Raw genomic sequence first — 11,203 nt, 5'->3', positions numbered from 1 at the left:
CTACATCGTGCCGTAGAGCCGATCGCCGAAATCGCCGAGGCCAGGAACGATGTATTTCAGTTCGTTCAGGCGGTCATCCACCGCAGCGGTGTAGATCTCAACGTCCGGGTGATCCCGCTGCAGTCGCTCGATTCCTTCGGGCGCACTGATGACGCTAACAAAGACCACAGGCTTTGCGCCGTTAGCCTTGAGCAATGCCACCGCCTGAGAAGCGGAACCCCCCGTGGCAAGCATCGGATCAACGCAAAGCGTAAACCGGTCGGCCAAGTTGGGCAGCTTGCAGTAGTAGCTATGAGCGACGGCGGTGTTATGGTCGCGCTCTAGGCCGATGTAGCCCACGGCAACATCAGGGAAGAGGATGAGCGCGCTCTCCAGCATCGCGAGACCCGCCCGGAGCACGGGGACCACAGCCAGTCCTTGGCCCAAGAAATCCCCAACGGTTTCGGCCAGGGGCGTTTCGACGACCCGGGAATCACATCGAATTCCGCGAGTGGCCTCAAAGACGAGCATCGTTGAGAGCGTGCGACTCATCTGCCGAAACGCTTCAGGGCGCGTCGTTCGATCACGCAATGAGTTCACCAGATGTTTCGCGAGAGGATGATCGACAACGTGGACCGCCATGCCCTGACTATGGCACGACCAAGGACGATCTTTCTGGTATTCTGACCGCTCCCGATGGCCAAATCTTCGAAGCTCGCAGGGTTGATTCTCGCCGCAGGAAAGGGCACCCGGATGAAGTCCGATCTGCCCAAATGCGCACACTCCGTCTGTGGCCTACCGATGGCCGAGCATATAGGTCATGCGATGCGCGAGATCGGGATCGCCAAGCCCGTAGTCGTTGTAGGCTTTGGCGCACAAACGCTGAGCAATGCCCTCGGGGCAGACCGTTACGAGTACGCCGAACAGGCCGATCAACTTGGAACCGCGCACGCTGCGATCATGGCCGCCCCGCTCCTCAAGGATCACGAGGGTCCCATCATCGTGTCACCGGGGGACGTTCCCCTGCTCGATGCAGAGGCGCTGCGGCAGCTGGTAGATCGACATTCAAAAGCGGGTGCGGACGCGACCATCGGCACGTGCATGCTAGCGGACCCTTCCGGTTACGGTCGGATCGTGCGAGATGGTGAAGGAAAGGTGACTGGGATCGTCGAGGAGAAGGACGCCAGCATCGCTCAGCGCCAAGTCAAGGAGATCAACTCCGCGGTTTACTGCTTCGATTGCCAGACCCTTTACAAGATCCTGCCCACGCTGGATAACAAGAATGCCCAGGGCGAGTACTACCTGACCGACGTCATCGCACGGATCGCCGCTGACGGCGGCAAAGTCGAGACGCTGGTGTACGACGACTTCTTTGTGTTCCAAGGTGTGAATGATCGGTGGCAGCTCGCAGAAGCGGCGACGGAGATGCGCAAGCGGATTCTGCGACGACATGCCCTGAGCGGCGTGACCATCGTTGATCCCGCAACCACATACATTTCGGCAGACGCAACGATTGGGGTTGATACGGTTATCCATCCGATGACCACTGTCGAAGGACGCACGAGGATCGGAGAGGGCTGTCATATCGGACCCTTGTCCGTGGTCGTTGAGAGCACGATCGGCGATGAGTGCACCGTCCTGATGAGCCACGTCAATCGGGCTGAAATGAAAGATGAGAGCCGCTGCGGCCCGTACGCGCACCTTCGGCCGCGCGCGACGATCGGCGAGCGAAGCAAGGTCGGCAACTTCGTCGAACTCAAGAATGCCTCGCTTGAACGCGATGTCGCGGTCTCGCACCTCACGTACCTCGGCGATGCCACCGTAGGCGCAGGCACGAACATCGGCGCGGGGACCATCACGTGCAACTACGATGGAGTTAACAAGAGCGTGACCGCTATCGGATCTAACGTCTTTGTGGGTTCAAATTCGACATTGGTGGCACCACTCACCCTGGGCAGCGGCTCTTACGTCGCAGCCGGGAGTGTGGTGACCCACGACGTAGAGTCCGACGCACTGGCCATCGGGCGAGCAAGGCAGGTAGATAAAGCGGGATGGGCACAAGAACGGAGATCGAAACAGGGCAAGTGAGGAACGGCAAAGCGGGCAACGGCGAGATGGAGGGGATGAAACTTTTCTCTGGTAACGCCCATCGTGAGCTAGGCCGCCGGGTCGCCGATTACCTAAACATTGAGATTGGGCGAATCACCAGTACCAAGTTCAGTGATGGGGAGATCCGCATCCAGGTTGAAGAGAGTGCGCGTGGCAACGATGTGTTCATCATCCAGCCCACCTGCGAGCCAGTGAACGATTCGCTCATGGAGCTGCTCATCATGCTCGATGCGTTCCGGCGTGCGAGCGCGCGCAATATTACGGTGGTGGTGCCTTACTACGGCTACGCGCGGCAAGACAAGAAGATCAAGCCCCGTGAGCCCGTGACAGCTCGGCTTGTGGCGGACCTGATCACGGTCGCGGGCGCAAACCGAGTTGTCTGCATCGACCTCCATGCTGAGCAGATCCAGGGTTTCTTCGATGTCCCCGTCGATCACCTTTACGCGGGGCCGTTGCTTGGACAGTACTTCGTGAATGAGCTTGCGGGCCAGGACAATGTGATGGTTGTTTCGCCCGATGTCGCGGGTGTCAGCCGTGCTCGGTCGTTGGCAGAAATGCTTAAGTGCCCCATCGGCATCATCGCCAAGCGCCGCCCGGAGCCGAATAAGGTCGATATCGTCGAAGTCATTGGTGACGTCGCGGGCAAGAAGTGCGTGATGATCGATGACATGATCGACACCGGTGGCTCGGTCGTCCAAGGCGCAGAGGCGCTGCTGAAGCGAGGAGCAACGGACGTCGTGGTGAGTTGCACACATGCCGTGCTCAGTGGCAATGCCTCGCAGCGACTCCAGGATAGTGTGATCAGCCAGGTGGTTTGCACTGACACGATTCCGATCCCGGCCGCGAAACAGTTTCCCAAACTCACGGTTCTACCGTGTGCACCACTCATCGGGGAGGCCATTCGGCGGATCCATCTCAATGAGTCGGTCAGCACGTTGTTCAAAGAATGGCGCTAGGCGAACCCGCGCCGCTGGCTTGGTCGATAAGTCTCGGCAACACGATGCCAGGCAAGCGTACGCTGGTGGCTGTGCTCGCGGCGGTCTGCGGCGCGTTTGCACTCGTGTTTCTCAGCTCGGTGATCATGGCCGTGATCGGTCCAATTATGCTGATTCTCGCTGTTGCCGAACTCTTTTTTGCGACTCACTACCGTCTTGATGACAAGGGTGCCTCTGCTCGCTGCGGTCTATCCGTGACACAGGTGGAGTGGCCCAGCGTTAAGAGGATGATTCAAGATGCGGACGGAGTGCGGCTTTCGCCGCTTCCCAAGGCGAGTGCTTTAGGTGCGTTTCGAGGGGTGTACCTGAGGTATGCAAGCAACGAAGCGGAAGTATTGGCTAAAATCCGCTCACTCTGGAGGGAAGATGAACGAATTTTGGAGCGAGAGCCTCAGCGAGGAGGCGAGCGAGGAGCTTCTGCAGAAGTTGGCGTCGAAGATCGCCGCCAAGCGGATGGAGACTCCGGCGATCCTGTTCCTTGAGATGCACAAGCCTCTCGGAAACGTTGGCGCACACGCCATGATCGCTCTCTCACCGTTCATCATCCCGTTTGTCGGCTTCGATAACGTCAATGACGTTTCCCGGCTTATGTCCAATCGTGAGAACTGGAACCGGTTGATCGATCTTTTGGATGCTCGTCGTTCTTCCTCCAATCAGGAGCAATCTGCCTAATGCAATATTACGGAACCGGCTGGTTCGGCATATTGGTCACGCTGTCGATGGTGGCATTCATCGTCTATAACATCCAGCGTGCCAAGGCCTCCTCTGGCAATCTCTTCATTCGTCGTATCCCCGGCCTCAACGCCATTGACGAGGCGATCGGACGCGCGACCGAAATGGGTCGCCCCGTCTTGATGGTCCCTGGAATCGGTACGTTGAACGCCATCTCCGTCCAAGCGATCAACATTTTCGCCAAGGTCACACAGACGGCTGCGAAGTTCGCGACCCCCATCAAGCTGTGTGTGGCGGACGCCGCGGTCTATACGGTCGCGCAGGAAACGATCCGGGACGTCTACCAAAAGGAAGGGATCATTGATCGGTACGACGTGGACTCGGTCCAGTTCGTCAGCGATCGCCAGTTCGCTTTTGCGGCCGGTGTGGCCGGCATCATCCGCCGTGAGAAGGCAGCGGCGACGTTCTTTCTGGGTGAGTTCTACGCCGAGTCGTTGATCTTCGCCGAATCGGCCAACGCCGAGGGAGCAATCCAGGTGGCGGGCTCGACGCAGACGACCCAGACGCCGTTCTTCGTCGCTGCGTGCGACTACGTGCTCATCGGCGACGAGTATTACGCGGCGTCCGCTTACCTGAGTCGCGAGCCAATCTTGGTCGGAAGCCTGATCGGGCAGGACTGGTGCAAGATCATGATCGCCTCGTTCATCCTCATTGGCTTCGCGACAAACTCGTACCAGTACACCACGCAGACGGACATGAAATGGGAGAAAGGTAAAGAGGTCCCGGCGGAAAAGATGGGTCCTCGGCGAGGAGATATGCTCGCCATGAAACGACTCTTCACAAACCCGTCGCCCCCTGAGCCGGAGAAACCTGCAGCACCGCGTGAAAAGCGGGAGCAACTGCCGGATGAGCCTGAGCCGACATACGGCGGAGGTGGTGAATGAACTTGCTAGCTCAATTGAGCCCTGACTTCTTCTATCGTCCGAGCGGCTCGCGCGAGCTCATCACCGCGCTAATCGTCTCCGCCGTGCTGGCGATTCTGATCTTCGTCGCCACGATGAACGTCCCGACCCGCGGTCGGAAGTTCGTGATCGGCGTGTGTACGTTTATCTCTGGAGTGTTCTATGTGATGCTGCTGGTTTGGCCCAACCACCAGGCCCGACAACCATTCGAGCTTCCAAGAAACGGTGTTGAGAAGGTCAGCTTCTTCCTAGAGGACGCGACGCCCTTCTTCAAGGACCTGGGGACGATCGTTCCCGCATTCCTTTTGGGCCTGGGCGTGTACTCGCTGCTGCGCGTGCACCTCGGGCGGATCATCAAGAAGCACAAGGACAGTGTGTTCAGCATCACGCTTCTTGCATCGATGGTGCTGATGGCATTCTTCGGCTATTGGGACTGGAGGCAACAAAAGTTCCTGATGAAGGACGTGGACTTCACCAACCCGGAAAACTGGCGCACCGCACAGTATGGATTTGACTTCCTCTTCGACGGGCTGCTTCAGCAGATGGACGCAGCAATGTTCTCGATCATCGCGTTCTACATCCTGTCAGCGGCGTACAGGGCCTTCAGAATCCGGTCGGTCGAGGCTACGATCATGCTATCGGTGGCGCTGATCATGATGCTGAACATGATGGGAGCGCTGCAATACCAAAGCAGCAGCTTGATCGATCAGATCTCTCATTCGAGCAGCTTCGCTGCGAACTTCAAATTGGAGGAGGTCTCGAGCTGGATCAAGAACACGCTCCAGGTTCCGTCACTGCGTGCCATGGAGTTCGGGATTGCGATCGGCGCACTTGCGATGGGCATTCGCCTGTGGCTTGGACTTGAAAAGAGCGGGGTGGCTTAACAATGGCAGAACGTTCCTTTGTCGATAGAATCTCAAAATTAAGCTCGCAGACGCTGTACCTGCTCCTGATCCTGGTCTGCACCGTGACCTTGTTCTTCAAGGCGGACGTGCCAAGCAAGCCCGAGGACCAGTCCGTTGACATGTTCCTGGCTTTGAGCCAGCTGGATCCGTCCAAGCCGATCCTGATTCAGTCTGACTGGACGAACTCTTCACGCGGCGAGAGTATGGGGCAGTTTGAAGCTCTGATGCGAATCATCATGCGACGCAAGGTGAAGTTCCTACTGTACGCAGTGGGCGACGCTCAGGCACCGCAGGTGGCTCGCAACGTCATCAACCGAATCAATTTGGAACAGCCCGAAGCCGAACGGTACAAGTTGTTCGAGGACTGGGTTGACGCGGGGTACTACGCGGACCCATCGGGGGCGTTCGCTACGAGCATGAAGGGCAACATCCGCGCCGCGTTCAAGGACAAACAAAATCGTCGGCCCGACGGACAGTCGGCGGACATCTGGGGATCTCCGGTGCTCGCCAAGGTGAAGAGGATCGGTGACTTTCAGCTGCTAGTGAACATCACCGCCTCGGGAACGATGGACTTCTTGATCGCCCGTGTGGGCGGTTCGGTTCCGCTCGCACTCATGTGCACCGGCGTCATCGGCCCCCAGATGCAACAGTATTACGCATCGGGACAGCTCGTCGGATTGAGCATCGGGCTCAAGGGCGTCTACGATATTGAGCGGATGATGGAGTCAGGAGTGCGAGGAACGTCCGTTCCGAAGAGTGGCCCCGATGACAAGCGGATAGAAAGCACTAACTTCCGCGATGTCCAAGTGGAACCCTTCACGGGATTGACGAACTACGACCGCGGTGCCAAGTACTACTTGGCGCTTCATGCGGCTTTGACCCTGATGATTCTCGCAGTGCTTGCGGGGAACGCCAGCATCATTGCATCCAAGTTTAAGGGGCGTGGCAAGTGAACGAAAAATTCCTCGCATGGAAACTGCTCGCTGGCGTCATCGCGACGGTCGGACTCTATAGCGTTCTCTACCGAGAGAACAAATTCTATCGGTTCGTGGAGCACGTCTTCCTTGGGCTCGCGGCTGGGTTCACCATTGTCGCGGTGTGGAAAGAGACGTTGTACGAGCCGTGGTGGCTTCGCATGGTGGGATCGGTACCTGACGCAACCACTGGTTCCCAAGGGACGCCCGGCTACTTCCTGTACATGCTGATGCTGCCGTTTGGGCTCATGGCCTACATGGTCTTTAGCAAGAAGCATAACTGGATGAGCCGCATTCCCATCGGCATCATTCTAGGTCTCTGGGCAGGTCAGCAGATTCAGACCTTCTGGAATACGTGGGGCAAGCAGATCCACGACTCGATGCGGCCAGTGTTCCCGACTCAGGGCACGTTCTTCGTGCCGGACAAGTTGAAGATGAGCCCGGAGGAGGCGACGGCAGCGTCGCAGCAGATCTTCGTCAGCCAAGCGATCAACAACGCGATCTTCGTCGTCACGATCTTGTGCGTCCTCAGCTACTTCTTCTTCAGCTTCGACGTGAAGAACAAGCTCATGAAGAACGCCAACACCGCTGGCCGATGGCTACTAATGGTGGGTCTCGGAGCGATCTTCGGCTCAACCGTCATGGCCCGTTTCGCGCTGGTCATCGACCGCATGTTCTTTATCTTCATTGAGTTTGCCAAGGATGGTGTGAGCAAGCTCTTCGGTGGCTAAAGAAAGCAACGCTCTGGCGCTGGTCCTACGTCGTGGCGATAGCGGCGAATCGGACCGGCGCCTTTCACTTTTGACCCGGGAGCAGGGAAGACAAGATGTCGTGGCGCGCGGGGCACGCAAGCCCGGTTCGCGGCTCGCAGGAGTCTCAGAGCCGCTCGTCCTTGCAGAATTTCATCTGGCTGCCGGACCTCGGGTGACCTATGTCACTCAGGCGCAACCTCGTTCCGCGTTTCGCGGACTGCGCACGGACTACGACCGACTTGTACTCGCCCTCGCTCTTGCCGAACTCTACGCCGCCTTCACCCTGGGCGGCCACTCCCACGAGAGCGAGTTTGATCTGCTGATTGAATCGCTCAATCGGATTGAGACCCACGAGGACCCGCTCGTGGCGGCCCTCTGGTCGTTCCTCCAGGCGCTCGAAATCGAAGGCGTGTTGCCTTCGTTCCGAGTGTGCACCGAGACGGGAACCCCCAACACCCTGACTCCGGCATGGGTGAGTCCCACGGCAGGTGGGATCATCCCAGCCACCTCTGCGCCAAGTTACCGGGACGCTTTCACCGCCGACGATCTTGTCCTGGTCGGTTTAGAACGCTTGGCAGAGCAACCCGAGCCACCCAGTCGCATGAGACGTCGCGAAGAGTCTCTGAGGGTGCTGGTGCCGTTCCTTCGACACCACGCGCATGGAGACTTGCCCGCGCTTCAGGCCGCAATCGTATCAAACATCAGCTGAGTCAAGTAGAATCCGTCACATGGTGCGAAAGATTGTTTGGCTTCTGGCGGTAAGCGCGCTTCTCTTGGCAGGCTGCTCGGGTGGTTCCGGAGGGCAGGGATTTTCGAAGCGCACTGCCGCGGGCAAGGAGCAGGTGCTGCGGTATCCCATCGTCACCAGCCCATCGACGCTTGATCCCCATGCGGTCGAAGATGGTGATACGATCGACCTCCTGCAGCAGGTCTTTGAGAGTTTGACCGTTTGGGGAGAAGACAACCAAGTCAAGCCTGGTCTCGCGGAGAGCTGGACGATCGAGAACAACGGCAGCACGTACGTGTTTAAGCTCCGAGCGAACGCCAAATTCCATAACGGACGCAGCGTGACCGCCGAAGACGTGAAGTGGAGTCTCGAGCGCGCCTGCAATCCAGCGCTGGCTTCTCCGGTCGCGGGTACCTACTTGAGCGACATCGTCGGGGTCGCAGACCGCCTCGCAGGCAAGAGCGACACCATCAGCGGCGTGGTTGTGCGTGACCCAGCGACCGTTGCTATCTCGCTCCTCCGCCCGATTCCATTCTTTCCTGCGAAGCTGACTTACCTCACCGCGGCCGTCTTGCCAAAGGAATCTGTGCCCGCAAACACGGTGATGAAGAGCACCACGGACATGGTCGGGACTGGCCCTTACAAGGCGAAGTCGTACTCCACTGACCAGCTTTTCGTCCTGGAAGCTAACCCTGACTACTACCTAGGTGCCCCGAAGATCGCGCGAATTGAGCGACCGATTATCAAGGACGCCGCGACACGCCTGCTCAAATACAAAAACGGTGAGCTCGACCTTGTCCAGTTGGAGCGTGGCGACGTCAGTGGTCTGCAGTCGGACGCGAAGTTCAAAGATCAGCTGCAGTTCTTCGACCGAGCCGCGATCTGGTACATGGGCATGGCTGGCAACGCCTATCCGCCGTTCAAGAACCGAGACGTCCGGCGCGCCTTCGCAATGGCGGTTGATCGCGAGCAGATTGTGAAGGAGACGCTGGGCGGCATCAACCAACTTGCAAACGGGATCCTGCCGCCAGCCGTTACTGGTGCGCGCGCCCAAGCTGCGGTCTTACCATTCGATCCGACCGCGGCAAAGGCGCTCCTGGCCAAGGCCGGATACCCCGACCCCGCGAAGATACCCCCGATCGAGTTCAACTATCGGGACTCGCGACCCGATGTCCGGCTGGTCGCAGAGAACTTGGCTGCCCAGCTTCAGAAGAACTTGGGTATGAAAACGAATCTGCGCAGCATGGAGTGGGGTGCGTACTTGCAGAAGAAGGATCGTGGCGAACTCCAGCTCTATCATATGCGGTGGGGCGCAGACTATCTCGATCCCGAAAACTTCTTGACCCTCTTGCTCACAACGAACGGCCCGGAGAACAAGATGGGCTACAGCAACCCGGAAGTGGACAAGCTCTGCGCGGAAGCTGACGTCATGCCGCTGGGGCCGGAACGGGATGCCAAATACGCCCGGGCGGAGGACCTGATCCTTCAAGATGCGCCGTGGATGCCGATCTACTTCCAGCGCGATGCAGAACTTATTGCACCGCGAGTCAAGGGGATGCGCCATTCGCTGTTCGGCCACCTTCCGCACACCACCGTCACTCTGGAGTAGCTTATGAGACCCCTGATGCTGGTTGGACGCTTCGAGAGACCGCGCTCCGGTCCGAGCCTCGCGGCGGGTATGGAGTGGAACGGAGAACCACTTTCTACGAAGCATGCGTGGCAGAGTCAGGGCGGGCGCGGACCCGTCCACGCCGCGAAGCAGCTGCCCAACGAGTTGATGATCGAAATCCCGGTCTCGACCGGCATTGTTAACCGAATCCACTTCGTGGGGATCTTTGGGCTCTACGCAACGACGGAAGATGAGGCACCTGGAACCGTTGGTGCCAGCCTGATCATCCAAGGCGAAAACTCGGCTCAGAGTTTGCCGCTCGTCTGCGGGACGCACTACTTGGATGCGCACACCGTGGGGCATGTACACCTTTCCTCAGGCGACGGAATCGTTTTGCAGACCATCGGCTCCTGCAAAGTCGAAGGGAAGGCGGCCCGGGTCGATGTCCTGTCGATTGACCTCCCGGAGCCGACCGAGAATCCCCAGCTCAGGTTCGTGGACTGTGGCACCGATACGAGTTTCTGCATCTTCGATGTCTTCGTAGAGGCCGTTCCCGCACCCGGGTGTCCGTTTCATGCCGCCAGTCGCGGTGTGACGCTGGATGAGCTCGCGGCCGTCGTCCGCGTCGGCGACCGCGTGCGGTTTGGGATGGCGCTGCAACAGGCGGTCCGTGGGATCGAAGCGATGTCCGAATTGGAAGAGGCGAAAGGGCTTGCGCTCACGTTCCTTTCGGTGATCTGCGCGGCGATGCTAGAGGTGCATGCCGAACGGCAAATGCACCGGTTCGTTCTCCGTGCGGCCCGCGAACTCGACGCGCTTACGACTCCGCGTCAGATTTGCGAAGCGATGAGCAGCATGGCTGAAGAACTGACCAACGACTTGATGAAAGTTCCGGATGCACCGACCGATGCGGCCATCGCGCGCGCGCTCGCCATCATTGATAGAAATTTCGGCAAGGACCTGAGCGACGAGACCATTGCGCGATCGCTGGGCCTGAGCACTTCACACTTCCGATTCCTTTTCAAGAAGTACACCGGCAAACCGTTCCAGCGCTATCTCATGTCTGTTCGGCTGGAGAAGTCCAAGAAACTGTTGGTGGACCTCGACTTGTCGGTCACGGAAGTCGCGCGCATGGTTGGATTCTCCAGCCCCGCCCACTTTAGCCGAGCATTTGCCGAGCGGTTTAGCGCTGCGCCATCCCTCGTTCGAGCTACTGCGCGCACGAAGCCATGACATCCGGCATTATCACCTTGGAGACTTCGTAGAGCCAAGGGAATAACGGAAGCATCGGACTTCCTGTCCGGCGGTGGTGTACGAAAGCATGATGGCTCTCTATCTAATTGGTGCAGCAACTTTCTACGTGGTCATGTCGAAGTCGGCAGTTGATCACGAAGACACCCAACTCACGCATCCGGCAGCCCCAACGATCACTTGGGTGCCTGGCGGAAAGCTGTTCAAGGTTGTTGAGGGCGGAGCGAGCGCTTCGGCCGAGCAAGCAGCCTAAGTCAGAGTAGGCGCG

At 58.6% G+C, this 11,203-nt stretch carries 13 protein-coding genes; 11 read left to right on the top strand and 2 right to left on the bottom strand.

From position 1 onward, the window contains the following. Complete coding sequence (gene upp, locus JNM85_10430; protein ID MBL8088469.1) at positions 1-621, bottom strand: uracil phosphoribosyltransferase; 621 nt, start codon at positions 619-621, stop codon at positions 1-3. A 54-nt stretch (positions 622-675) separates the two neighbouring features. Here upp and glmU point away from each other — a divergent pair, with 54 nt between their 5' ends. Continuing rightward, positions 676-2,067, top strand: a complete 1,392-nt coding sequence (gene glmU / locus JNM85_10425) for a bifunctional UDP-N-acetylglucosamine diphosphorylase/glucosamine-1-phosphate N-acetyltransferase GlmU (GenBank protein MBL8088468.1) — start codon at positions 676-678, stop codon at positions 2,065-2,067. Positions 2,068-2,093: 26 nt separating this feature from the next. Further along, the gene (locus tag JNM85_10420) at positions 2,094-3,044 is read left to right on the top strand and encodes a ribose-phosphate pyrophosphokinase (GenBank protein ID MBL8088467.1); all 951 of its coding nucleotides are present in this window, start codon (positions 2,094-2,096) and stop codon (positions 3,042-3,044) included. Here JNM85_10420 and JNM85_10415 read toward each other — a convergent pair. Then, positions 3,028-3,171, bottom strand: coding sequence for a hypothetical protein (locus JNM85_10415; protein ID MBL8088466.1), 144 nt, complete (start codon positions 3,169-3,171; stop codon positions 3,028-3,030). The genes JNM85_10420 and JNM85_10415 overlap by 17 nt on opposite strands. A gap of 278 nt (positions 3,172-3,449) precedes the next feature. Here JNM85_10415 and JNM85_10410 point away from each other — a divergent pair, with 278 nt between their 5' ends. The 9 genes from JNM85_10410 to JNM85_10370 all read left to right on the top strand — a co-directional run bounded on the left by JNM85_10410 (position 3,450) and on the right by JNM85_10370 (position 11,188). Further along, a complete protein-coding gene (locus JNM85_10410) occupies positions 3,450-3,755 on the top strand; it encodes a hypothetical protein (GenBank protein MBL8088465.1) in 306 nt (101 codons plus the stop codon). Then, positions 3,755-4,699: a hypothetical protein gene (locus JNM85_10405; protein MBL8088464.1), complete on the top strand. Its 945-nt coding sequence runs from the start codon at positions 3,755-3,757 to the stop codon at positions 4,697-4,699. Before JNM85_10410 ends, JNM85_10405 begins: the two co-directional genes overlap by 1 nt. Beyond that, entirely contained in the window at positions 4,696-5,601 is a 906-nt protein-coding gene (locus JNM85_10400) for a hypothetical protein (GenBank protein ID MBL8088463.1), read from the top strand. Before JNM85_10405 ends, JNM85_10400 begins: the two co-directional genes overlap by 4 nt. Positions 5,602-5,603: 2 nt before the next feature. Continuing rightward, complete coding sequence (locus tag JNM85_10395) at positions 5,604-6,575, top strand: hypothetical protein (GenBank protein MBL8088462.1); 972 nt, start codon at positions 5,604-5,606, stop codon at positions 6,573-6,575. After that, the gene (locus tag JNM85_10390; protein ID MBL8088461.1) at positions 6,572-7,327 is read left to right on the top strand and encodes a hypothetical protein; all 756 of its coding nucleotides are present in this window, start codon (positions 6,572-6,574) and stop codon (positions 7,325-7,327) included. Before JNM85_10395 ends, JNM85_10390 begins: the two co-directional genes overlap by 4 nt. Further along, positions 7,320-8,057: a DNA repair protein RecO gene (gene recO / locus JNM85_10385; GenBank protein ID MBL8088460.1), complete on the top strand. Its 738-nt coding sequence runs from the start codon at positions 7,320-7,322 to the stop codon at positions 8,055-8,057. Before JNM85_10390 ends, recO begins: the two co-directional genes overlap by 8 nt. Before the next feature lie 19 nt (positions 8,058-8,076). After that, a complete protein-coding gene (locus tag JNM85_10380) occupies positions 8,077-9,684 on the top strand; it encodes a peptide ABC transporter substrate-binding protein (protein ID MBL8088459.1) in 1,608 nt (535 codons plus the stop codon). A gap of 3 nt (positions 9,685-9,687) precedes the next feature. Continuing rightward, positions 9,688-10,917 (top strand): helix-turn-helix transcriptional regulator, encoded by a 1,230-nt coding sequence (locus tag JNM85_10375; protein MBL8088458.1) that lies wholly within the window; start codon positions 9,688-9,690, stop codon positions 10,915-10,917. A 91-nt stretch (positions 10,918-11,008) separates the two neighbouring features. After that, positions 11,009-11,188, top strand: coding sequence for a hypothetical protein (locus tag JNM85_10370; protein ID MBL8088457.1), 180 nt, complete (start codon positions 11,009-11,011; stop codon positions 11,186-11,188). Positions 11,189-11,203: the final 15 nt, after the last annotated feature.

The organism is Chthonomonas sp. (assembly GCA_016788115.1).
GTDB lineage: Bacteria > Armatimonadota > Fimbriimonadia > Fimbriimonadales > Fimbriimonadaceae > UBA2391.
This window is presented reverse-complemented; position numbering and strand designations above follow the sequence as displayed.

Excerpts from the sequence above, each read along its gene's own strand:
- JNM85_10415 (MBL8088466.1), bottom strand. The coding sequence starts at position 3,171 with ATGATCACCGAGCTGAGAAACACGAGTGCAAACGCGCCGCAGACCGCC.
- JNM85_10395 (MBL8088462.1), top strand. The coding sequence starts at position 5,604 with ATGGCAGAACGTTCCTTTGTCGATAGAATCTCAAAATTAAGCTCGCAG.
- JNM85_10405 (MBL8088464.1), top strand. The coding sequence starts at position 3,755 with ATGCAATATTACGGAACCGGCTGGTTCGGCATATTGGTCACGCTGTCG.
- glmU (MBL8088468.1), top strand. The coding sequence starts at position 676 with ATGGCCAAATCTTCGAAGCTCGCAGGGTTGATTCTCGCCGCAGGAAAG.
- JNM85_10410 (MBL8088465.1), top strand. The coding sequence starts at position 3,450 with ATGAACGAATTTTGGAGCGAGAGCCTCAGCGAGGAGGCGAGCGAGGAG.
- upp (MBL8088469.1), bottom strand. The coding sequence starts at position 621 with ATGGCGGTCCACGTTGTCGATCATCCTCTCGCGAAACATCTGGTGAAC.
- JNM85_10370 (MBL8088457.1), top strand. The coding sequence starts at position 11,009 with ATGGCTCTCTATCTAATTGGTGCAGCAACTTTCTACGTGGTCATGTCG.
- JNM85_10400 (MBL8088463.1), top strand. The coding sequence starts at position 4,696 with ATGAACTTGCTAGCTCAATTGAGCCCTGACTTCTTCTATCGTCCGAGC.
- JNM85_10375 (MBL8088458.1), top strand. The coding sequence starts at position 9,688 with ATGAGACCCCTGATGCTGGTTGGACGCTTCGAGAGACCGCGCTCCGGT.
- JNM85_10380 (MBL8088459.1), top strand. The coding sequence starts at position 8,077 with ATGGTGCGAAAGATTGTTTGGCTTCTGGCGGTAAGCGCGCTTCTCTTG.
- JNM85_10420 (MBL8088467.1), top strand. The coding sequence starts at position 2,094 with ATGGAGGGGATGAAACTTTTCTCTGGTAACGCCCATCGTGAGCTAGGC.